Source organism: candidate division KSB1 bacterium (assembly GCA_034506255.1).
GTDB lineage: Bacteria > Zhuqueibacterota > Zhuqueibacteria > Zhuqueibacterales > Zhuqueibacteraceae > Coneutiohabitans > Coneutiohabitans thermophilus.
The window spans coordinates 318,894-342,712 of sequence record JAPDPX010000007.1 but is presented as its reverse complement, the minus strand read 5'-3'; the positions used below and the strand labels follow the sequence as shown (position 1 = coordinate 342,712).

14 protein-coding genes are annotated in these 23,819 nt (G+C 60.4%); 11 read left to right on the top strand and 3 right to left on the bottom strand.

Going from position 1 to position 23,819, the window contains the following annotated elements; all coding sequences use genetic code 11:
* The first annotated feature begins 289 nt into the window (after positions 1-289).
* Positions 290-2,566 (top strand): TonB-dependent receptor, encoded by a 2,277-nt coding sequence (locus ONB52_16175; GenBank protein MDZ7417675.1) that lies wholly within the window; start codon positions 290-292, stop codon positions 2,564-2,566.
* A gap of 94 nt (positions 2,567-2,660) precedes the next feature.
* Here the strand turns inward: ONB52_16175 and ONB52_16170 are convergent, their stop codons facing one another.
* Positions 2,661-3,263, bottom strand: a complete 603-nt coding sequence (locus ONB52_16170) for a VTT domain-containing protein (GenBank protein MDZ7417674.1) — start codon at positions 3,261-3,263, stop codon at positions 2,661-2,663.
* A gap of 169 nt (positions 3,264-3,432) precedes the next feature.
* Here ONB52_16170 and ONB52_16165 point away from each other — a divergent pair, with 169 nt between their 5' ends.
* Positions 3,433-3,774 (top strand): SEC-C metal-binding domain-containing protein, encoded by a 342-nt coding sequence (locus ONB52_16165; GenBank protein MDZ7417673.1) that lies wholly within the window; start codon positions 3,433-3,435, stop codon positions 3,772-3,774.
* A 13-nt stretch (positions 3,775-3,787) separates the two neighbouring features.
* Here ONB52_16165 and ONB52_16160 read toward each other — a convergent pair whose 3' ends face one another.
* A complete protein-coding gene (locus ONB52_16160; GenBank protein MDZ7417672.1) occupies positions 3,788-5,470 on the bottom strand; it encodes a glycerol-3-phosphate dehydrogenase/oxidase in 1,683 nt (560 codons plus the stop codon).
* A gap of 486 nt (positions 5,471-5,956) precedes the next feature.
* Here ONB52_16160 and ONB52_16155 point away from each other — a divergent pair, with 486 nt between their 5' ends.
* The 4 genes from ONB52_16155 to ONB52_16140 all read left to right on the top strand — a co-directional run bounded on the left by ONB52_16155 (position 5,957) and on the right by ONB52_16140 (position 8,565).
* A complete protein-coding gene (locus ONB52_16155; protein ID MDZ7417671.1) occupies positions 5,957-6,718 on the top strand; it encodes a sulfite exporter TauE/SafE family protein in 762 nt (253 codons plus the stop codon).
* Positions 6,715-6,960 carry a hypothetical protein gene (locus ONB52_16150; protein MDZ7417670.1) on the top strand — a complete coding sequence of 82 codons (246 nt, stop codon included), beginning with the start codon at positions 6,715-6,717 and terminating at the stop codon, positions 6,958-6,960. Before ONB52_16155 ends, ONB52_16150 begins: the two co-directional genes overlap by 4 nt.
* A complete protein-coding gene (locus tag ONB52_16145; GenBank protein MDZ7417669.1) occupies positions 6,947-7,540 on the top strand; it encodes a hypothetical protein in 594 nt (197 codons plus the stop codon). Before ONB52_16150 ends, ONB52_16145 begins: the two co-directional genes overlap by 14 nt.
* Positions 7,541-8,019: 479 nt before the next feature.
* Positions 8,020-8,565, top strand: a complete 546-nt coding sequence (locus ONB52_16140; GenBank protein MDZ7417668.1) for a hypothetical protein — start codon at positions 8,020-8,022, stop codon at positions 8,563-8,565.
* Positions 8,566-8,919: 354 nt separating this feature from the next.
* Here ONB52_16140 and ONB52_16135 read toward each other — a convergent pair whose 3' ends face one another.
* Entirely contained in the window at positions 8,920-9,765 is an 846-nt protein-coding gene (locus ONB52_16135) for a hypothetical protein (protein ID MDZ7417667.1), read from the bottom strand.
* On the opposite strand from ONB52_16135, the gene ONB52_16130 reads away from it, so the two are divergent.
* The 5 genes from ONB52_16130 to ONB52_16110 all read left to right on the top strand — a co-directional run bounded on the left by ONB52_16130 (position 9,752) and on the right by ONB52_16110 (position 23,636).
* The gene (locus tag ONB52_16130) at positions 9,752-13,669 is read left to right on the top strand and encodes a glycosyl hydrolase-related protein (GenBank protein MDZ7417666.1); all 3,918 of its coding nucleotides are present in this window, start codon (positions 9,752-9,754) and stop codon (positions 13,667-13,669) included. The genes ONB52_16135 and ONB52_16130 overlap by 14 nt on opposite strands.
* A gap of 358 nt (positions 13,670-14,027) precedes the next feature.
* Complete coding sequence (locus tag ONB52_16125) at positions 14,028-16,877, top strand: glycosyl hydrolase-related protein (protein ID MDZ7417665.1); 2,850 nt, start codon at positions 14,028-14,030, stop codon at positions 16,875-16,877.
* A gap of 270 nt (positions 16,878-17,147) precedes the next feature.
* Entirely contained in the window at positions 17,148-18,281 is a 1,134-nt protein-coding gene (locus ONB52_16120) for an iron-containing alcohol dehydrogenase (GenBank protein MDZ7417664.1), read from the top strand.
* Positions 18,282-18,547: 266 nt separating this feature from the next.
* A complete protein-coding gene (locus ONB52_16115; protein MDZ7417663.1) occupies positions 18,548-20,083 on the top strand; it encodes a hypothetical protein in 1,536 nt (511 codons plus the stop codon).
* Positions 20,084-20,624: 541 nt separating this feature from the next.
* Positions 20,625-23,636: a carboxypeptidase regulatory-like domain-containing protein gene (locus ONB52_16110; protein MDZ7417662.1), complete on the top strand. Its 3,012-nt coding sequence runs from the start codon at positions 20,625-20,627 to the stop codon at positions 23,634-23,636.
* Positions 23,637-23,819: the final 183 nt, after the last annotated feature.

Genomic DNA, 23,819 nt, shown 5'->3' with positions numbered 1-23,819 from the left:
ACTGAAGGCCGCGTCATCAACTGCAATCACCTTTGATTTGGCGTCCGTCCTGACTCGCAAGCCTTTGCGAAAATGCTCCCGCAACGGCCCGGCCGGTGCCGGAAGGACCCCGGAACGTCCGACAGGCTGGGACGTTTTGGAACCCCGGCTCCGCCGGGTGAAACGTTTTCGGGATCGATGCCACTTCGCGCTTGCAGGCTCCATGACCAGGCACCCCGACGGTTGCTGCCCTGCCGGACCGGCAGCAGTTGCATCGTGAAGTAGTTTTGAATTGCGGTTGAAATTGCTCATGGAAGCCATCAGTAACAAATCCTGGTTGTGCCGCCGGTCTTCTGGCATGCTGCTCATGCTCGCCGTGTTGGGAACAGGAGGGTTCGCCCAATCTCCAGCCGCACTCAGCGGTTTTGTTCAGGATGCAGACAGTCATGAAGCTTTGATTGGCGCCCACGTGCTGCTGGCCGGCACCCCGCTGGGCGCCGCCACCAACGTGGATGGCTATTTCGTCATCCATGGCATCACGCCCGGCCGGCACGAGATCATCGTCGGCAGCATCGGCTATGAACAGCAGGTGCATGTCATGAGTTTCGCGCCCGGCGAGAAAGTGGTGAGAAATTTTCGGCTGGCGGTGAAGCCCCTCATGCTCGGCAGCGTGACCGTAACGGCCGAGAAGCAAGCCGCCCAGCGCGATCTCGCCATTGCCCAGCTCAATCTCAGCGGCCGCACGCTGACGACCCTGCCGCGCGTGGTGGAAGCCGATGTCTTCCGCGCGCTGCAGTTTTTGCCGGGGGTCACGGGCACCTCGGACTACAGCACGGCGCTGGCGGTGCGCGGCGGCAACACCGATCAAAATCTCATCCTGCTGGATGGCATCACCGTCTACAATCCCTCGCATGTGGGCGGCTTGTTTTCCAATTTCATCACTGATGCCCTGAAAGATGCGAACCTGATCAAGGGCGGCTTTCCGGCGGAGTACGGCGGCCGCTTGTCATCCGTCTTGCGCCTGACCAGCCGGGAGGGAAACAGCCGGAATTTTTCCGGCACCGTGGCGATCAGCCTGCTCAGCTCGCAGACCACTCTCGAAGGGCCGCTGCACAAAGGCGCCTGGTTGCTGGCTCTGCGACGCACTTATATCGATCAATTGCTCAACGCGGCGCGGCGTGCCGGCCTTACCGATTTTGAACTGCCCTACTACTTTTATGATGCCCAAGCCCACGTCTTTCAGGACCTCTCGCCGGCCGATCGCATTTCCTTCAGCACATATCTCGGCCGCGATGTGCTGGATTGGGGGGATCTCACCCTCGATCTGAACTGGGGCAACCGCACCTTTGCGCTGCATTGGCGCCATCTCTTCAGCCAGCAACTGCTGGCGAATTTCATGGCGGCCGGCAGCCATTTTGACACCAAAGTCGGCATTGGCGGCCGCGGCGGTGCCTTCGGGCTCAACGAGATTTTCGATCAAACCTTCAAGGCGGATCTCACCTATTTCCGCAATCCGCAGCAGGAAATCAAGCTCGGCCTGGAAGCGAAGAATCTCAGTTTCGAATACCGCAATGTTTTCGATGATCGCGATCTGGGCCGCATCCGGCAGGAGCCGTTCGCGCTGGCGGCCTATGTCCAGCATCTCTGGCGGCCGTCGCCGCGTTTCACGCTGCAGCCGGGCTTGCGCCTGAGCTATTACAACGTCGCGACGCACATGCTGCAGCCGGAGCCGCGCCTGTCAGCGCGCCTGTTGCTGGGCGAACATTCGGCGCTCTCCGTGGCCTGGGGGATCTACAATCAGTACATCGCCACGGTACAGGATGAATTGAACCCCTCGTTCATTGACTTTTGGTTTTCCTTCGACCGCACGCTCGATCCCGGCCACTCCCGGCATTATCTCGCCGGCTGGGAAACCGAATTCCCCGCCGCCGGTTTGAAACTGACGGTGGAAGGCTACTACAAAACCCTGCGCCATCTGCTGGCCTTTCGTGAAACGCGTTCCTCATTCACCCAGCAGGTCGATTTTACGATTTTGAACGTGTTCCGCAAGGCGGATGGCGAGGCCTACGGGGTGGAGGTGTTTCTGCAGAAACCCACAGGCCGTTTCAACGGCTGGCTGTCCTATGCCCTGGCATCTGTTTACAAGGAAGGGCAGACGCTCAATGATCAAATCGCGCGCTACCCGCCCAATTGGGACCGGCGCCATTCTGCCAATCTGGTGATGAACTGCCATTTCAGCCGCAAATGGGAACTGGGCGTGCAGTTCAAGCTCGGCAGCGGTTTCCCCTACACCAAAGCGAGCGGCAGTTTTGAATATGACGTGCTGGGCGTGCCGGTTGCGCGGCGGGTCATTTTCGACCGCATCAATGGCGCACGCTATCCCGTTTATCACCGTCTGGATCTTGGCGTGACCCGACACTACTTTTTCAAGGCGTGGCAGATGGAGGTCTCGTTGAATCTGGTCAATGTGTACAATCGCAGGAACGTGTTCTATTACGTGTGGGATTTTGACAAAAATCCGGCAGAACGGGAGACCGTGCCGCTGTTTCCCTTTCTGCCGAGTGTGGGTGTGCGTGCGAAGTTTTGAGCCGTGCGGCAGACCGCGACGGACAGGGCTGGAGAATGACTGCTGCAATTGTCGGCGTTTAGCGTGAAGGGGGATCCCCCTTCCGCCGTTGCCGCTACAAAGCGTATTTGATCACGAGGAAGCCGAGAATCAGCAGCACCGTGAAGCCCAGTGCAAACCAGTCGAAGTAGCGATCGATCTTTTCCTTGATGGCCGCACCAAAGACGCGGATCAGCCCGGCCACCAGGAAGAAGCGCAGGGAACGGCCCACGATCGAAGCGGCCACAAACTCGGCGAAGTTGATCTGAAAGACCCCGCCGGCAATGGTGAAGACTTTGTAGGGAATGGGGGTGAAGGCGGCCGTGAACACCGCGAGAAAGGCATTGTCGTTGTATTTTTGCGCCACCAGATTGAAGACTTCCGGGGTGAAACCCGGCACGTGGGTGAAAAAGAAATCGCTCACTACATGCCACAACTGCCAGCCGATCAGATAACCGAGCATGCCGCCCGTCGCCGAAGAAGCCGAACACACCAACGCATACCACAGGCTGCGCTCCGGCCGGGACATGGCGAGTGCCATCAGCAGGGGATCCGGCGGGACCGGGAAAAAAGAGGATTCGGCCGTCGCCAAAGCGGCCAGCGCCGGCGTGCCGTAAGGCGTGTGCGCCCAGTGCAGAACCCAATCGTAAAGCCGGCGAATGAGATGCGGTTTTTTCACTGCTGAAGCCGAGCTTGGTTTTGTTGCAATATCCGGAAGGCTCATGCGGGTGGCAGTCCCGTGGTTATGGTTGTCAGTGATCGGGCAAAATTGACTTTGAAATGTACAGAAAATGCGCTAGTTTTGCAAACATGCTGTTCAACTTTTTCGCAGAAGGGAGGCTGACAGAATGAAAGCGGGACGCAATGACCCCTGTCCCTGCGGCAGTGGCAAAAAGTACAAAAAATGCTGCATGGAGAAGGATGAAGCCGCGGCGCGCCAGGCGCATGCGGCAATGGTGCAGGCACGCGCCACGATGGAAACGCCGGCTGCCGCGACAGCGGAAGCCGCGGAAGAAAAGGGCGGTGAGTCGCATCCCGCCAGCGGACATGCGGCAGAGGGACATCCCACGCCCGCACGGCTCCGCCCCGCAGCGCGGCTGGAGGCCAAAGGCGGGCAAAGCCGTGCTGCGCGCATTCGCGCAAAGGATTTCGCCAAACGCTGGGCCACGCGCAAGCGCGCCGAGGGCTGAATCGTTTCTGCGTTCATGATTGCGCCACCTCAAAGACCCGATTCGCCTCCGCAATTTCCGCGGCCTTGCGCTCGGCCGTCCAGCCCAGTTCGCCAGCCATCAGCTCGGCGCACCGCTGCAGCGCCTCGGCGCCGGGGTGACCGGCGGTGCCGAGTTCGGTACGCCGCATAATCACATCGACCAGCTTTTGCGCCATCTCTTCGCGCACGCCATGAATCACTTCTGCGGCTATGGTTGTGGTCTGCGGATGCACGCGCGCCGCCCATGCCGGGTTTTCCCGAAGATGTGGAAACAAATCGACGTAGGCGGAGCCGTAATTCTCGATGAGATGCTTAACGATTTCCGCCGGCAGGCCATATGGCTGTTTGCGGCTCTCGGCAGCCACAAAGGCCTCGAAACGGTCAATCTCCCCGCCATGAATCCGTTCTTCCCGGGAACGCGATGGCAGCACGGGACGCTGCAATTTGCGCAGCGCCAGGTCGATGGACTTCTGCGCGACGTCACGTGCGGTGGTGTATTTCACGCCCACCACTGTCAGCAAACCCTCGAGGCCCTCCACCACGGCATGATCCCGAAGCAGATATTGCTTCAGCAGTTTGACGTCCCCGGTGCGGGGATTGACGCTCTCCATGGGGAGCAGACCGCCGTAGTAAAAAGAAACGTCGTCACGGGTCAATCCCGCGGCAGGATACGCCGCTCGGAACGCGTTGACGAAATCCTGGATATCCTGCTCGGTGATCCTGAAATCCTGCGGATCGCCCTGATAGGCGACATGGGTGGTGCCGATCAGCGAGAGATGCCGCCAGGGCCGCAGAAAGAGCAGGCGCGAACCTTTGTTGAGGATGGCGTCCGCATCCTTGAATTCGAATTTGCTCGGCACACCGACGGCATAGTCGGGCAGCAGTTGTCGGCGGATGACCAGATTCATGGCTTTGGAGAGCAGCACCGGCGGCTGCGGCGGCCGGCCGTTTTTCAGGCTGAGCACCTGGTTGACCCAGGGCCCGCTGTTGTTGATGGTCAGACGCGCGCGCACGTCAAAGCGCCGGCCGGTGATCAGATCTTCGACCTGCACGCCGGTGATGCGATTGCCTTCCTTCAAAAAACCGCGCACCGGGAGATAATTGGCCACCTGCGCGCCTTTTTTCACCGCGGAATGCAGAAAGGAAAGCAACAAACGCTCGGAGTTGTAGACGTGGCAGTCATACCACAATGCCCCACCGGTGAGGCCTTTTTCGTCCACCCCCGGAATCAGGCGCTTGCACGCCTCCTTCGAAATCACGCGACCGGCTGGCAGAAATTTTTGGGGATCCTCCAGGCGGTTGCGATCGCAGCCGATCAGGTCGTTGAGAAACATGGCGACCGCCATGACTTCCCTGCCTTTCAGCGCGTGGCCGTAAGTCGGCATGACACAGGGCAGGGGGTGCACCAAATGCGGTGCGATGCGCATCAGCACCATGCGCTCATGAATCGACTCGCGCATGCGTTTGAAGTCGGCATGCTGCAAATAGCGCAAGCCGCCGTGAATGATCTTCAAACTGTTTGCGGAGGTGGCGCCGCCGAAGTCGCCTTTTTCAACCAATGCGACTGACAAGCCGCGCAGCGCTGCCTCCCACGCCGCACAAGCGCCATAAATGCCGCCGCCGATGATCACCACATCGAAAACATTGTTGGCCAGAGCATTCAGATCTCGTTTCATAACGGAAATCCATCACTCGCGGATCGGTTCAAAGCAGGCTTCCTTGCGGAGAACAATCTTGGATATTCAAAGAATGATTTATAACTTCCCCCACCGGCGAGCGGTAAGGGCTCAATATGCAAATCCTCCGGCCCCTTTCAAATAGTCCGAAAACCTTCCCGCCCCGGCTGAGCCGGGGTATCCCAAACAGCCAGAGGCGTGAAAATGCAGCCTGTTTAAAGCAACGGCCGAGCCTTTGCTGGAACCGCTGTTGCAAAGTCAGTGATTTCGGACGCTAAATAGAAATGCCGGCTTGATCCCGCTGCCCAATGCCTCGGTTAGGTGTGGGGAGACGGGGCAGATTTTTTGTCTGCAGGCAGGGATGCCGGCTCTCCTCCACTCGCTGCTGAAGGATGACGTGCCGGATACTCCTGCACAGCAGGAGAATTTCCGGAAAAACTTTGGCCGGACAATCCGGCTGGCGGAACAACATTCCGGATCATACCCATGCTTTCCCTCACCGGGCAATTGCTGCTGTTATTTGGCATCGGCCTTGTTGTCGGTTTCATCAACGTACTCGCAGGCGGCGGCTCGCTGTTGTCGCTGCCGGTGTTGATCTTTCTCGGCCTGCCGAGCGCAACCGCCAATGGCACGAACCGCATCGGCATACTCCTGCAAAATGTGGTGGCGATTGCCGGCTTCCAGCGGCAGCATGTCATGCCCTGGCGCGTCAGCCTGCTCGCCGCTGTGCCGGCGGTGGCGGGTTCGATTATCGGCGCGCGGTGGGCGATCGCCTTGCCGGAGCACCAATTCAAACGTGCGCTGGCGCTCACTATGATTGGCGTATTGGTTGTGATCCTGGCGGACCCCGGCAAACGCCTGCATGCAACCCCCCGGCCACTCACCGGTTGGCGCCGGCTGGCATTCATGGCCGGTTTCTTTGGTGTCGGCGTGTTCGGCGGATTCATTCAGGCGGGGGTTGGCTTTTTGATCATTTTGGTCATGGCGTTGGCTGGTTTTGATCTGGTGGCGACCAACGCGGTGAAAGTCATCGTCGTTTTTATTTTTACCATCGCGGCGCTGTACGTCTTCATCAGGCATGACCACGTGGACTACCTGTTGGGCGCCGGCCTCGGCCTGGGCAATGCGTTGGGCGGCTACCTTGGCACACGCTATACAGTGCGCAAGGGCCATGCCTGGATTCGTGGTTTCGTGGTGGTCGTGGTCATCGCTTTTTCCCTGTATTTGATGTGGGATTCGCTGTCATGACACGATCTCTGCACAAGTATGCCTTGACCCTGCTGGCTTGTCTCACACTCGGGCTGGCGCCTTATGTCCCTGAGCCTCATCTCGTCGGTAAAATCCGCTGGATTCTCGGCGGCGCCCAGGGCATGGCGCTCATCGACTGGTGGGACACGCTGCAGCACGGCGCGCCCTGGCTGATTTTGCTTTATTTCGCTGTTACTGACCTTTACCTGAAAATCACAAGGAGAAACAATGTTGCGCGTTAAGCAGTCACTCCTGCCGCTCATGCTCGCGGCTGTCTGGCTGGGATGCCAATCCAGTGAGAAAAAAACTGACGATTCGCCTGCTCAACAAGAAAATTCCCACCCCGCCCTCGCCGGTGAGGTGAGCTACACTGCCCCCGATGGCTGGATCGCCGAGCCGCCCTCCAACAACATGCGCAAAGCGCAGTTTCGCTGGCCCGGCGTGGAGGGGGCAGCGGATGGCGAGCTGGTGGTCTTCCATTTTCCCGGCACGGGCGGTTCGGTGCAGGCCAATCTTGACCGGTGGTATGGCCAATTCAAACAGCCGGACGGCAGTGACACACGCGACCACGCAGAACAGCGACAACTGCGAGTCAACGGCCTGGACGTGACCGTGGTATCGGTGACCGGCACCTATCTCAAATCGCAGTCGCCGATGATGATGAGCGGGCCCTTCGATGAGCTGCCGGATTACGCCATGCTGGCGGCCATCGTCGCGATGCCCAATGGCAATTGGTTCTTTAAAGCCGTTGGTCCGCAGAAGACAATCGCGCACTGGCGCGCCAGCTTCGACGCATTCGTGCAAACCTTGCAGGCGAGTTAGCACAGCCGCCAGCCTTGTTTGTGCAGCTCGCCACACACATGCCATGGCCGGCTGCCGGATGCCATATCAAACCAGGGATGATACCAGCAGCCGGCCATCCCTGCGAATGCAGATGCCGGCGTGCCCCGCCTTGCAATCTTGACCGGCAGGTGGCAGCCGCTCCCGCCGCGGGTTGGAGGCCAGAGACGCTTCATGCGCCAATTCGTGCCCTCTGAAATCGTTGACCTCTCAACGGCTGTTCCTGCACCAGCCTTGTCGCGGCTTTGCCCTCCCCGACTTTGTCACGAGCCGCGCTGTTTTGGAAGTCCCGTTGCAAGGCTGACACTAAAATTTACGCCTGTCTGAAATCGCGGCCTTTTGCGCAAAGGGTTTCACCCGGCCGGGCCGTTTCAGGAGAAACCCTCGAAGTTGTTGCGGGACGCAAACTCTTGCAAACATCGGCTCACCGGCGAGAGTGGAACCCCCGGGGACGGAGTGTTATGCTCCCTGCCATGATAAAGCTGCCATGCCTTGTCAGCCTGGTGATGTTGCTGCCGGTCTGCAACCAGAAACCCGCCAGGCTGCCATCAATGAGTGGGCCCTCCCAAATGCCGCGGGTTGAGTCCATGCCTTCCCTGATCTTTCTGCCGGAATTCCAGCCATTCGTATCCGACTATCTGATGACCGCACCCACTCTTGATACAACCACCTTGCAAGCCTTCGCTGCCGTCTGGCAGCGTGAAGGCGCCGGGATTTGTCGTCACATCACCGTTGATACCCTCGCCAGTCTTTCGCGCCGGGCGGCGGCAGAGGTGACAGCCTTGCAATTGCCTGAGCGCTGGTGGGAGAAAATTCCCCTGCGGCCTGTGGGCGTCTCCGCTGATCGCCGACTCATCCTGTTTGGCCAGTTCAAAGAAGAGGGACTGCCATTGCCTTCCCACCATCCACTCGTCTTTCGTCGTCTCACCCTTTTCGCCGGCTATGATCCGCACCGCCAGCGCCTCGCGACCGTTATTGTTTCCATCGGTGGCTGGGTTGAAGAGTAATTGCGGTTCCATCTTGATTTGTGTGGGTAAAGCGTAACGCGGCACTCAGTCCTGAACAAATTTCCCGGACGCTGATCGAAGCGGGGTCCCCGCTAATTTTTATCAGCCGCAGGCTGAACAATTCGGTGTCCCCGAAATCTCTGCAGCCAATATTGTGTTTTCAGGGTCACTGCCATGTCCGTGTCGGCACCCATCGCGATGAAAATGACGCGCAGACCTCTTGACTGCCAGCGGGCCACCTTGGGGATAACGACCCTGAAAGGCCTACTACAGAAAAGCATGCAGCCAGGGTTGCCTGCGCTGGTCCACACGTTTTATTTGGGGATTGCGTGCCGAAAATTCAACCGCGCAGCCTCAGCATCTGATGCCCGCAGGAAATTTTCGGCCTCGACGGTTGAGCACATGCTTTAGCCATGACAACAGGTGTCGGGATTGACTCCCTTTGAAACAGTGATGTCTCATGAGTTTGGTGGATAAAATGGCACGCTGCGACTCGGCGAAGCTACTTTTCTTCACTCGAAAGGGCTTAAGCGTACAAAAATCTTTGATGCACGTCAAAAGTTGATTATATTTTTGTCGTTTTTGAGAAGCTGCAATTTGTGTGCTTGATATTGCAGGTGAAAATTTGTTCGTCTGCGCCGGATAAGCGGATGAGATAATCCTGCAAAAGCCCGTTTGCGATGGTAATTTCTTTGGCAACTGGCTGGATTGTTTGACATCGGCAAACTTCAATTGGGATCTCGCAATTCGGATTTGGACAGCATTGCAGTTTGCCGGCGCATGGAAGCTCTCAAAAGCACCGTGAGGCTCGTCCGCCTTGCCGGCGATTCGCGCCCGGTTCGCCGGTGAGATGAGCCAGCAGAAAATCGTGTCTGATCGAAAACATTCCAAGCTCGGTGGGTCAGGCAAGGCTCGAGCCGTGGCAGAAACATCCCCTAAAAGTTTATGATTTCGAGCGGGCACGAGTCTGCGCAGAGCAGCACGGATTACCAGCAAGCCTGCGCTGTGCAACTGCCAGGAGGCAAATATGTTCAGGAGATTGTTCGACACGGCACAGGGAGTGACAAGCCGAGGGCAAGGAAAGTGTTGCTGTAATGAAGCGCGGCCTGCCGCTGCAGGGCGTGGTGCCGGGAAAAAAGCCGCCGGCCCGGCGCTGCCGGCTTGCCGTCCGCACCGGGGCGTGCTGATGTTCTTTGTCATGCTTTCGTTCCTGGCGGGTGCGGCGTCAGGGTCCGCCCAGGAGATTCGCGAATGGCTCGTTCTCGGTTCTTTCTCTGCGGAGAAAGGCCGGGGGCTGGGGGATGATTTCACCGGCAATGACGCGGGCATTCGGCCGCATGGCGGGCTGGTTACCGCCGGCAAAAGCTGGCGGCATTATGCCACACCCCAGGCCCACCTCGACTTTCTCGACCTGATGCTGGATTTCTTCCCGGTGGAGCATGTCGTGGCCTATGCGCATTGCTACGTCCACAGCCCGGCACGCGACAGCGCAGTGACGCTGATCGTCAGCTACGATGACTTTGCCGCTCTCCGGGTCAACGGCCGGCCGGTGTGGATGCAAAAAGAGCGGCGTGCCAACCGCCTGGAGCAGGACACGGTGACGATCACGCTGCAAAAAGGCTGGAATGCGCTGTTGTTCAAAGTGATGAACGGTGTCGGGGAATGGTCGCTTGCCGCACGTTTTATCAATGCCACGGGCTTGACAGTGCAGGCGGAGACACCGGAGCGCCTGACCACGATTCCACGCGCCGATCCGGAATTGATTCGTATCCGCAAGATCGAGCCGGCGGAGAAAGCCATCTTCACGGTGGACAATCGCCCGGCCCTGCAATTTCGTACGGTGATCTACAATCCTCAACAGCAACCGCTGGGCGCCTGCCGTGCCCGGCTGCTGGCACGCAATGGCAAGGCAGTGGGCGGGGAAGCGGTGTTTGAGCTGCATGCCGGTGAAATTCGTGCCGTTTACTTCACGGTGCCGGTGAGCGCCATTCTCAACAGCTTTCAGGCCTCCGGGGCCTGGCAGATGCGGCTGCAGTTCAACAATTATGAAGTGAAGCGGGTGGTGCCGCTGCAATACGATGCACGGCTGCTGGACAAGATTCTGGGCAGCTTCGAAGTCGATGGCGTCGAACCGCTCGCCAGCAACGGCAGCAGCGGGTTTCGCCGCGTGTTGTTCGTGCCGTGGGAATGGGCGGGCATGCCGCTTTATGTTTCGGCAGACCTGGGTTCCGCCACCGGCACGGTGTTGATCAACGGCGAGCAGCGGCTGTTCAATCATCGTGGGTACACCGGCGATCTGTTCCTCACCGACAGCGCCGAGGTGGCGGCGCGCTACGAAATCGTGGTGCATGCCGGCACCGGCCACGCCAGCCGCGCGGCGGGGGAGACCACAACCGCCGCTGACAGCGGGATTCCCGTGCCGCACCTCACCATTGCGGTCGAAAACCTTGCTCTGCGGCGCTATCTCTCCGCGGCGGCGTTGTTGCAGCAGTATCGCGGCGATGAAATCGCGGAGCAGAAGACGCTCGATGAGAAAATGTTCGCGGCGCTCAAAGCGCGCGATGTTGCCACCCTCAACCAACTCATTGACGAGGCACATGCCAAACTGCCGCAGGTGCCGGAAGCCGAGCTGAAAGTTCCCGAAGTGAGTCTGATCGGCAATGCGCATGTCGATCTCGGCAAGTCGGCCGATGTCCATGCCGGCATGCAGCAATATCGCGCCACTTTCGCGCAGGTGATCAAGAACTTTGCGAAGTATCCCGGGTTTCATTTTTCCCAGGCACATGCCTCGACCTACTGGTGGGTCGAGCAAAACGATCCGCAACTCTTCACCGCCATCACCGAAGCCGTGCAGCAGAAGCGCTGGGAAATTGTGGGCGGCAGTTGGGCGGAAAGTGACATGAATCTGCCCGCCGGTGAAAGCCTGGCGCGCCAGTTTCTTTACGGCAAGCGCTACCTGAAGGCCAAGTTCGGCGTGGAATCGAAAGTGGCGTGGATGCTGGACAGCTTCGGCCACGCGGTGAGTGTGCCGCAGCTCCTCAAGAAGAGTGGCATGCGCAGCTACGTGTTTTACCAGCCGTGGGAATCCATGCGGCTGTTCGAATGGGAGGGCCTCGATGGCAGCCGGGTGCTGGGTTATCGGCCGCCGGAGCAATTCGATCTGCCGCTCACCCGCGATGAAGGGCGGCACGCCCTGGCGGCCAACCAGCGTTTTGGCTGGCCCAAGGCGGCCCGGCTTTACGGCGTGGGCAGCAGCCCCGCCAGCCGGGACATTCGTCTGGCGGAAGATCTGGCCTATCTCACCGCCGGGCGGGCAAATCACCCCGCCGTGCCCTCGGTGCGCATGACCGGTGCGCGCGGCTTTTTCGAAGAATTGGAAACCGCCAAACCCCGACTGGGCGTGCATCGGGACGAGATCAATTTCACCGCGCGGGGCGCGTGGGTGAACAATGCCCGGTTGAAGCGCAGTCATCGCCGCAGCGAAATGGCCCTGCCTGCGGCGGAAGCCTTCGCCTTGATTGCACGGTCATATGGCTTCACTTATCCGCAGGGCGAATTCACCCAGCAATGGCGCAATGTTCTCTTCAATCAATCACAAAGCATTTTGGCCGGCGCCACCAGCAGCGGCGTGAGTGAAGATGCCCTGCGCTCCTATCGCGAAGCCACGGAGACCGCCAAGGCCGCGCTGGACAAGGCCATGACGCGCATCGAGACCGCTATCAACACCAAATCGGCCAACGGCTCGGAGAAAGCCCTGGTGGTCTACAATCCGCTCAACTGGCCACGCACTGATGTCGTGGAAGTGGACGTCACCGTGCCGCCGCCACCACCTGAAAAACCGGTGGTCACGAAGACCAAACGCGGTAAAAAGGCCGCCACGGCAGACTCGACCCAGATGAAGACGCCGCTGCCCTACTTCCGTGAGGCCGCCGGGGCACGCCTGCCGGCACAAATTCTTCTGCGTGACTCGACGGCCGAAGGCATTCATTACAAGCTGCTCTTCCTGCCGGAGAATGTGCCGGCGCTCGGTTACAAGGTCTATTGGCTGGAATGGCTCAAACAGGAGGTCGAGATTCCCGGCCGGGCGCGCATCGATCTCCCGTCATTGGCCATGAACAACGGGTTCTTCACCGTGCGCCTGGATTCCGCCACCGGCGGGCTGCTGCGGCTGGTGGACAGCCGGCAAAACCGCGAATGGATGGCTGCGGCCGGCGGCCTGGAAATGCTGGGGGAACGCAACACCCCGCAGTCCGCGCTGGAATTGGAATATGATGGCCGGCGCGAAATCGTACGCATGTCGGCGCGGCCGGAGATCATTGAAGCCGGGCCGCTGCGCGCGCGCTTGCGGACATATTTGTCTCATGGCAACACCACCTTGCGGCAGGATTATGTGATTTACGCCAATCTCCCGCGGCTGGAATTGCAATATACCGGCCGCTGGCAGGAACAGGACAAGGTCCTGAAAGTCGGTTTTCCGTTCTATGTCCCGGACAGCCGCGCCATGTTCGAGATTCCCTTTGGCGCCATGGCACGCGCGATGAACGGCGAGGAAGTGCCCATGCAGAAATGGCTCGATCTTTCCAACGAGCAATTTGGGGTCACCGTGGTGAATGACGGCAAGTACAGCGTCGATGTCAAGGACGGGTTCGTGCGGGTAACCGCCCTGCGCGGCGCCACGCCCCTGGACCAGGGTGAGCAGCAATTCAACCTCGCCATCCTGCCGCATGAAGGCGATTGGAAGCAGGCCATTCAGGCCGGCTATGGCTTCAACCAGCCCCTGATTGCGCGCCTCGTCGAGCAGCATGCCGGCACCCTGCCGCCGGCCTTCAGCTTTGTCAGCATCGAACCGCGCAACGTGGTGCTGTCGGCGCTGAAGAAAGCCGAAGATGACGACAGTTGGATCATCCGCCTGTTTGAAAGCACGGGCACGGCGGTGAATGCCAGCATTACGCTGCCCTTCTCCGCCACCGCGGTGAGTGAGGTCAATTTGATCGAATGGGAAGACAAGCCGCTGCCACTCTCCGGCCCGCGTTTGACGGTGACGCTTGCGCCCTGGGAAGTCAAAACTCTCAAGGTGAAAGGGCAACCTGTTTCGCAGCAGTGAGCAAGAAAGCCCGGCTCCTGCTGCACCGCGATCACCTGGTGGGCGGGAGCCGGCAATCAGGTTGTAAACTTCGGGGTATCCGTCCCCAAGGTGTTCTTCAGGAAGCAGGAGGGAGCATGGCCGAAACCGGATTTCGGTCTTTCTTGTCAATCTCATTGCCGGCCGCTCTGGCCGGGTCCGCCTCTATTGGAGAAAGCGGCGCCCTGCCGGCACGTGGAGAGATTTCATCTGCTGCCGGCCCGCTTCGATTTGCATCCCTCCGCCCGTTCCCGCCAGCGACCACACCGTTGCGATGTCGAAATCCCGTTGCCGTGAGGCATCCGTTCTTCTCCACAATCAATCACGCCTGGATGAGCAAATGATCTACACCAGCCCCTACACGCACAAAGTTCGCAAAGGCAGCGTGCTTGCCGCCAAGAAAGTCCGCTTCAAGTTCCATGTGGTCTCACATACCCACTGGGATCGCGAGTGGTACAGCACGTTTCAGCAGTATCGCATGCGTCTGGTGCGCCTGATGGACCGCCTGCTGGACTTGCTCGAACGCACGCCCGAGTTTCGCTATTTCGTTCTCGACGGCCAAACCATCGTGCTGGAGGATTACCTGGAGATCCGGCCGGAGAATCGCGAGCGGCTGCGCAATCTGGTGCAAGCCGGACGGCTGGAGATCGGGCCGTGGTATGTGCTGCCCGATGAATTTCTCGTCAGCGGTGAAGCCCTGATTCGCAACTTGATGACCGGGCAACGGGTGGGGTTTCCCTTCGGTGGCGTGATGAAAGTCGGCTACAGCCCGGACTCTTTTGGGCATGTGGCGCAACTGCCGCAGATTCTGCGCGGCTTTCAAATCGACAATTTCATTTTCACCCGCGGCATGGGCGATGAGCAGGATGCGCTGGGCACGGAGTTTCTCTGGGTCGCGCCCGATGGCAGCCGGGTGCTGGCCGTCAATCAATTCAAATCCTATTGCAATGGCAAACAAATTGGCTTCGAATCCGGCCCGGTGGCCGCCACGGAGGCACCGCGTTTCGATCTGGTGGTCGACTTTTTCAAGCAGGAAGCCCAGGCGCTCGGCGCGGTGGCCAAGCCGGGCACGGACGACACCCGTCACCTGCTGATCAACAACGGCTGTGATCATCTCGAGCCGCAGGCCGACCTGCCCCGCATTCTTTCCTATGCCAACACCGTGCTGCCGGACAGCCAGGTGGAGCACACCACCTTCTCGCGTTTTGTACACACGCTGCGCCGTGCCGGTTTGTCGCTGGCCGACTGGTCCGGAGAAATTCATGCCAGCAAGCATCATGACGTGCTTGCCGGCGTGTTGTCGGCTCGTGTTTATCTCAAGCAGCAAAATGATGCCTGCGAAAGTCTGCTGACCCGGCAGGCGGAGCCGCTGGGCGTGCTGGCCAGTCAGTTGACTGGTGCCGAAAGTTTTGCCGGATTTCTGCAGCAAGCTTGGAAGGCGCTGCTCAAGAACCATCCGCATGATTCGATTTGTGGTTGCAGCATCGACCAGGTGCATCGCGACATGCAGCCGCGTTTCGAGGAAGCGCGGCAAATCGGCCGGCTGGCGCTGGCTGCCGGTCTTGACGCACTGACCGGCCGTGTCAAGCACGAGTCGCGGCCAACGGTGGTGACGGTGAACACGCTGGCGTTTGCACGCTCCGCGGTGGTGCGCTCACTCGTCCTGCTGCCGCCGCAGCGGCCGGCAAAAGACCTGACCCTGGTCGATGCCAACGGTGAAGCGGTGCCCACGCACATCCTCAAGGTGCGCACGCTGCGGTCACAACCCGGCTACAGCCTGCCCCAGGCGTTTCTGGCGGTGAGCACCGGCCCGGGTTCCGAGGTGCGGCCGCTGGATTACGCGGCCAAACGCGCACAGCTCGAGCGCGACATTGCCAACTTCGGCCTCACCACTCTGACCGCGGACAAACCCTGGCGCGCCATCGAGCTGGAGTATTTGGTCGAGCATGCGCCCGCGCTGGGCTATCGCGCGCTGACGCTGGTGCCCCGGGCCACGGTCAAACCGCCGGACAGCGTCATTGTGCGCGGCAACGTCGTGGAGAACAAGTTTCTGCGCGTGAAATTTGCCAGTGACGGCAGTTTCGATCTTTATCACAAAGCCACGAAAAGGGAGTACCGCAACCTGAATGTGCTGGAAGACGCCGCGGATCTCGGGGATGAATATGACTATTCCCCCGCTCCCAAAGACAAGGGCATCTGGAGCCGCAACCAGCGCGGCAAAATGAAGATCACGCATCGCTCGCCGCTGGCGGTGGCCGTCGAGATCGACACCACGCTGCGGTTGCCCGTGAGTTATGACCGCGCCCGCAAGCGCCGTCACGCCAACACCGTGCGCTGCCCGGTGCATTGGAAATTCACCGTGACCGCTGCCACGCCCTGGGTTGAAGTCGAGCTGGCCTTCACCAACCTGGCGCGCGATCATCGTCTGCGCGTGCGCGTGCCCGCGGGGATCCCGGCACAACATACCCTCACGGGACAGGCTTTTTGTACGGTGCCGCGCCCGCTCAAGCAGCCGGCCGGCAAAGACTGGCGCCAGGCTCCCGCGCCCACCGTGCCCATGCAGGGCTTCTGCGCGGTCGAAGATCAGCGTCGCGGTCTGGCAGTGCTGGTGCACGGGCTGTACGAGTACGAAGCGATGAAAAGCAGGGGCGGCGTGGAACTGGCCCTGACACTGCTGCGTGCCGTGGGCTGGTTGTCGCGCGATGATCTGACGACGCGCCGCGGTCATGCCGGTCCGTTCTATGCCACACCTGAAGCCCAATGTCAGGGGCTGCAGACCTTCCATTATGCGATTTTCCCCTATGCCGGCACGGCGGAGAAGCTCAATCTCGCCAACGTGGCGGAATCCTATCGTGTGCCGCTGCTGGAGGAACAATGCAGCGGCGCGGGCGGCAACCTGCCGGCACAGTTTTCCCTGCTGCAGTGCGAGCCGGCCTGTCTGACCATCACCGCGATCAAACGCTGCGAGCAGCGCAACACCACCATCGTGCGGCTCTACAATGCTTCGACCGAGCGTGTGCGCGGTCAGCTCGCATGGGGTCTGCCCATCGCGCATGCCTGGCGGGTCAATCTCGCCGAAGAGCGACTGGAGGAGATCGCGGTTCTCGCGAAATCGCGCGTCGAGCTGGATATTCCCGCTTGGCGCATTGTGACGCTCGAACTGGAGGCAGGCAGGAAGATCGCCGGCTGAGAAAGCTGATGCCGGTGAGCACCGCGGAGTGTCGTCGCGCGGCGGTCGCTTGCCTACAATCCTCGTCTTCAGCGGCAACGAGCATCAGCAGGCGCGAACGTTGGAGCTGAGGTCCCGGTGATGGCCCCGCTGTTGTCAAGCCTGTGTGAGCCATCACGCCGTTGGAGGTTTGGGAAAGTTCGGGGCGGCCGAGGGCGAGGCATCGGAAGGACGTGCACCATTTGAAAAACTGCGCGCAGGCGTAAAGCGTTTTCCATCCAAGCAACGGCCATGATCACCACCTTCTCCTTTCCCACCAAAATCATTTTCGGGCCCGGTGCCATCAGCCGGTTCGAAGCAGCGCTCACTGAACTGGGTGGCGTGCGGCCGCTGATCGTGACGGACAAAGGCCTGGTGGCGAGCGGCATCATCAAACAAGTCATCGTGCCGCTCAAAAAAGCCGGGCTGGAGTTCAGCGTGTTCGATGAAGTCGTCTCGAATCCGATAGAAGACAACATGCAGGCCGGGGTCGCGCGTTTTCAGCAGGAGAAGTGTGACATGATCATTGGCCTGGGTGGCGGCTCCCCGCTGGATGCTGCCAAAGTCATTGGCTTGCTGGCCACGCATCCGCCGCCGTTGGCGCACTACGACGAAAAACGCGAAGGCTGGCAGCATGTCCGTCCGGTGTTGCCGCCACTGCTCGCCATTCCCACCACCGCCGGCAGCGGCAGCGAGGCGAGCCCCAGCGCGGAGATCACCCTCAACGCCACCGGGCGCAAGACAGTGATTGCCTCACCCCATCTCATGCCGCGCCTGGCGATCTGCGACCCCGAACTGACGCTCAAGCTGCCGCCCCACCTCACCGCCGCCACCGGCATGGACGCGCTCACGCATTGTCTGGAAGCTTATGTTGCCCGCGGTTATCATCCCTTGTGTGACGGCATTGCGCTGCAGGGCTTGCGCCTGATCGCCGGCAGCCTGTTGCGTGCGGTGCATTACGGTGACGATGTGGCGGCACGCACGGACATGATGATGGCTGCGCTCATGGGCGCAGTGGCCTCGCAAAAAGGGCGGGGGGTGTGTCAGGCGCTGGCGCATTCACTCTCTGCCATCGCGGGGTTGTCTCACGGGCTGGCAAACGCCATCATGCTGCCCCGGGTGCTGGACTTCAATCAGAACGCAGCACCGGAACGGTTTGCGGAGATGGCTGCTGCACTGGAGGCCAGGAAAGAGGAGTCGGTCAGTCTCACCGTCAAACGCCTGAACAAATTTGCCGGCATTCCTGAAAAGCTCTCCGCCGTGGGGGTGAAAGCCGAACAAATTCCGGCATTGGTTGAGCAAGCCTTTGAGGATGCTGCGCACCGGCTCAATCCCCGGCCGGTGACGAAGGAAGATTTGCGCGCCTTGTACGAGATGGCGCTTTAGAAGCCGGCTGTTCATGAAACCCCGCTTGTGAAATTGGCGGAAAACACGCTCCTGCTCTCCAACGCCACCGTCCTGGCTTGGCCTTTCCGGTTCATTGTCCGATGTTCAATAAGGTACACAATCCTCAGGGCAAGCTGATATCGATTCATGTCCATGCGTTATCCCTTTACAAATCAATGAGCCGATTCTGCCGCCATGCAGCCCTGTCAAGGCGGCATGGGGGTTGCATAGTGGGCAGTTGGTTAACTGGCTCTCAAGAATTGCTCATGTCCCTGTTCACAAGACATCGCTGGATGGTCGGGCTGCTGCTCATCCCTTGCCTGGCGGGCGCAGCGTTCACGCAAACCGAAATCGGCCTGCGCGGCGAGCTGGAAAAGCTCAAAGCCCTGCTCGAAACCGCACGCGAGGTGGTGCAGACTTTTGGTAACGAAGAAGCCCGCAAGCTGCTGGCTGACGCCGAGATGCTACGCCAGAAAGCCGAGCAGGCTTTTGCAGAGCGCCGTTGGCGCGAAGCCAACCTGCGGCTGATGGAGGCACGCCGACTGGCGGAAGCGGCGATGGAGCTGGCTTTGCGGGCGCCGGTGCAACGTCTGCGCACCCAGCTCGAGGAACTCATGCGGCGGGCGGAGAGTGAAGTGATCGGCAGTGGCAACCGCGAGGCCGAGCGGCTGGTGCAGGAGGCCCGCAGGAATCAGCAGCTCGGTGAACGCGCCCTGCTGAACCGCAGCATCCGCGGGGTGGAGCATTTTCGCCTGGCGATTACCCTGCTTGAACGTGCCCTCAAGCTGGTGCAAGGCTCAACCGGGCCCAGTCTGCCGGGTGAGCGTGCCGAACGCGCGCGGCAATACCTTACGGAGCTGGCACAACGGGCGCAGGAAGGTTTGGAACAATGCCGCCGGCCACTCGCCCGACAGGTTTATGAGCAGGCGCTGCAGCAAGGCCGTCTGGCGGAGGAGGCTTTTCATCGGGGCGAGTTTCTGCGTGCCGAGAAATTTTTCAATGGTGCCACACGTTTGTTGCTGCGCGTCATCGATCTGTGCCCGGCCACCGGGCAGGCGCTTGATGCCGAGCGGCTGCGCCGCGAGTTGCAAGCGCTGCGCGATGCCCTGGCGACTGCCGAGAGTCAGATCACGAGCGTAAGCTCCCGTCCGGGGGCGGCGGTGCTGCTCGACCAGGCCCGCAAACTCAGCCGCGAAGCCGAAGAGGCACTCAACCAACAGCGTTATCAGCAAGCCAGTCGTTTCATCGTCAACGGTCACAATTTGATCGCCCTGGCCACGCGCAGTGGCAACGTGCCGGCCGCCGACTTTAAAAGGCAATGCGAAAGCGAAGTGGCGCAGTTGCAGCAGGAGTTGGAGACGGTTGCGGCAGAGCGTGAGGCGGTGGCGAATGAGGAAGTCCATGTTCTGATTGACTTGTCCCGCCGGGCAACTGCAAGCGCGGGGAGAATTTGTCAGTGGCCACGGCAGACCCTGCGTTCCGTCGCGGCTTTTCGTCTGATGGTGCGTCTTGCCGAACAGTTCCTGGTGCAGGCGGAAGCGCTGGTGCAAAGCACGGCCGCTGCTCCGCCCAACCGCGGGATCCTGGGCCAGCGCCTGCAAGAGTTGGACGCCACACTGAGTGAGGTGAGTAAAAATTTGCAGGGCGATGAGTCGGGCTTTGCACAGATTCTGGTGGATCAGGCCACGGAAATGCGGCGACGCGCCCGGGCTGCCTATGAGGCGGGTCAGCTTCACGTCGCAGCCGAAACCACCGCCCTGGCTTTCGATTTGTTGCGGGAGGCGCTCAAACTCGCGGAATAGCGCAAAGGCTTGGGCGTTTGCGCCGGCACTCCGGCTTTGTGTTTTGGAAATCCGGCTCCGCGGAGCGTGACATCCCGCGGTGTAAATGTTTTGCCACTTGCTGCGATTCCCCTCGGTCTCTTAAGAGTTGAATCTGTGTAGAGAGCAAAGATTTCTCCCACTGATAGAAAACCCGACGGATAAAATTTAACAGTTGGGTTCTGCCATCCGCTGGAGATTTTCTGTTGGGTGGTGGCTTGCCCACGTTGGGTGGCAAGCTCCCCGGCGGTTTTTTGAATGACCAAGTTCGCACCACCGTCAGGTGCGCGAAGATTCTGCAGCGCCAGCTTGCTGCCCGCCGGGTTTCACAAACTGCAATCCTGTGTGGCGAGGCAGAATGTAATTCCCCGGAAAAACCGTCGCAACGAGGAGGTGAGTGCAATTAGGGAAGAATGTGTGGGTGGTGGGAACATGTGGCGCAGCACGACGCACGCGCCATTCTCGCACGGTGGCAAGACCACCATTCAATCCCATTGCGGTATTCGTTGAGAAGGAGTTCATCATGAGAGCATTACGAAATGCAGTTGTGCTTTTCCTGTTGGGGATGGCCACCGGCGCCCTGGCACAACGGGAACCGAAACTTGTGATCACGCCGCCCGAAGCCAGCCTGCAACCCGGTCAGGGCCAGCGTTTCGAAGCCGCCTTGTTTGATGCCGCCGGCCAGCATATTCGCATCATCAGTCTGCGGTGGCGTGTCGAACCGGATTCCCTCGGCAAAATCACCGATGACGGGTTCTTCATCGCCGGCCGCAATGCCGGTGCCGGTGCGGTGATCGCCGAGGCAAAAGCGGAGGGCTGGAATACGTTGTTCGTCGGCCGGGCGCAGGTCAAGATCGGCCGGCAGGATCCCTTGCGGGTGCGGGTGGTGGTCCGGCCGGAAATTGCCGTGGTGCCACCCGGTGAACAACAGCAATTCAAAGCTTTCGCCTTCGGCCCGGGTGGCGAGCCGCTTGCCATCAGCCGGGTTCGCTGGGAAGTCCGGCCGCCGGAGTTGGGCAAGATCGATGACCACGGCGTCTTCACCGCCGGTCGCGAAACGCGGCAGGGCGAGGTTGTCGCTTTCGTGGAAACCAGCGCGGGTGTGTTTCAAGGTGCGGCCAGGGTGATTGTGTCGGTACGGCCCAGCTCGGCAATCACTGGCAAAGTGGTGGCGGAGGATGGGACGACCCCGCTGACCGGCATGGTCTGCGCCGAGCGGGTGGCCGATGGCCCCTGGCGCGGCGAGGCGCCTATTGCCGAGGATGGCAGTTACATTATTGGCAATCTCATGCCGGGCATCTATGTCCTGAAGGCCCAGGTGCGCGGTTTTCTGCCGGAGTTTTATGACAATGTCGATCAGTTTGTTGAAGCCAAACCGGTGCAGCTTGCCGCGCATGATACTGCCAGCGGCATTGATTTCAGCCTGCGCCGCGGCGCGGGTATCGCCGGCTTGATCACCGTGGAAGACGGAGGTACGCCGCTTGCCGGTGCTCATGTCTTCGCCTCGCGCGTGGTGCGGCCCGACCTCCGGCATCATGCTGTAAGCAACGATGACGGCACGTATCTGATCGAAAATTTGCCCGCGGGTTCCTACGCGGTGTTTGCCGAAGCCCCCGGTTATCGCGGAGAATTTTACGACAATGCCGGCAGCCTGCTGGAAGCAAAGTTGATCGCAGTCATGCCGCCGGCGACTGTCTCCGGAATTGACTTGGCCCTGGCGACCGCCAGCGCGATTCGCGGTCGCGTGGTGGATGCGATCAGCGGGGCAGCGCTGGCAAAGGCGCAGGTCACGATTCAGCCCGCGCGCGGTCCGCAGCCCGGGCTGGTGGTTCGAACTGTGCTCACCGATGAAGAGGGCAATTACCTGGCGGGCGTGCCGCCGGGCTCCTATCTCGTCATGGCGCAGGCACGCGGCTATCATCCGGAGTTTTATGATGGTGTGCGTGAGCGCAGCCAGGCCACGCCCGTGACCGTCGAAGAAGGCAAGCACACTGCGGGCATCGATTTCAAGCTCGATCCGCTCAGCCGCATCAGCGGCAAGGTGACCGCTCAGGCCACCGGCAATCCGTTGAGCGGGGCGTTGGTGCTGGCCTTCCGCGAGCGCCATGCCACCAACCCGGCCGGCGATCCTGGCCATCTGAACGGGCCATACGCTGCGCGCACGGATTCGAACGGCGTGTATCTCCTGGAAGGTTTGCCTGCGGGAAAATATTTTGTGATGGCGGAGGCGCACGGCTATCTCAATGAATTCTGGCAGGAAGCACCCGCGCTCGAGCAGGCAACGGCGGTCGAGGTTCCGGAAAGCGGCGAAATCACCGGCATTGATTTTACCCTGGAACAAGGCGGTGCGATCTCGGGACGCGTGGTGGCCAGCGCCGATGCCATGCCAATTCCCGGTGCCACGGTGCATGTCTGGTTGCTGGGCAGCAATTGGACAACACACAGCCAGACTGATCGTCAGGGCAATTATCGCGTGGCGGGTTTGCGCTCCGGCCAGTATGTCGTCTATGCGGAAGCCAAGGGCTTCAAGCCGCAGTTCTATGACGGCGTCGAAACCCGCGATAACGCCAAGCCGGTTTCCGTCACCGCACCCAACGAAACCAGTGGCATTGACTTCAAGCTGGAAAAACTCGGCAATCTGCGCGGCGCCATCAGTGGCACCGTGACTGCAGAAGCGGACGGCAGTCCGATTGCACATGCCATTGTGCTTGCCATTCCCACCACACCGGGCGCCCCGGGGTTTGCGTGGACCGATGCCCTGGGTCAGTACACCGTACCCGGCCTGAAACCCGGAAAGTACATCGTGCTGGCGTGGGCGCGCCATTTCCTTTTGGAATTTTATGACAATGTGCGCCATTGGCGGCAGGCCACGCCAGTTGCGGTTACAGAAGGGGCGGAAACCACCGGCATCAATTTCAGTCTGGCTGCCGGCCGGTCCGGACCGTACAGGATTGCCGGCCGTGTGACGCGCGGCAATTCCAGCGTGGGTGAAGGCTATGCCGCCGTCTTCGCCCTGGCGAATGGCGTCCCGGTTGCTTCCGCCGTTGCCGAAGCCAACGGCACTTTCACGGTGGAGGACGTGCCGGCCGGTGACTACAAGCTGATGAGTTCAGGCCCGGGTGGCACGGCCTATTTCGGCGGCCCGGATGAGCAGCATGCCGCCAACATCACGCTCGGCAATGGGGCCAGTGTCAGCAACGTGACCATCAACCTGCCGGCCACGCCGACGCACGTTGAGGAAGCGGCAAGCGTGCCGGTGACTTTCGCACTGCAACAGAACTATCCCAATCCCTTCAATCCGGAAACCATGATTCAGTATGAACTTCCCCAGCGGGTGGAAGTCACACTGAAGATCTTCAACGCCCTGGGCCAGGAAGTCCGCACGCTGGTGCAAAAAGTGCAGGAGCCGGGCGTTTATCGCGTGACGTGGGATGGCAGAGACAACCGTGGCGTGACGCTGGGCGCCGGCATTTATCTTGTCCAGATGCAGGCCGGTGACTTCAAACTGACGCGCAAGATGGCGTTGGTGAAATAGGGCCATCGGGCCTGAAAGAAAATGCCGGAGAAAAATTGCCGGCACCGCGACAACTGCCGGCCGGTGCCGGCCCTGCGGCGATACACCTGAAACTCAACAAAGCAGTGCAGCGATGGCCTCGGGAGTTGGCGGGCCCAAACCGGCCAGCGCGGCACGGACAGAAAACAGCAACGGCCCCGTGAT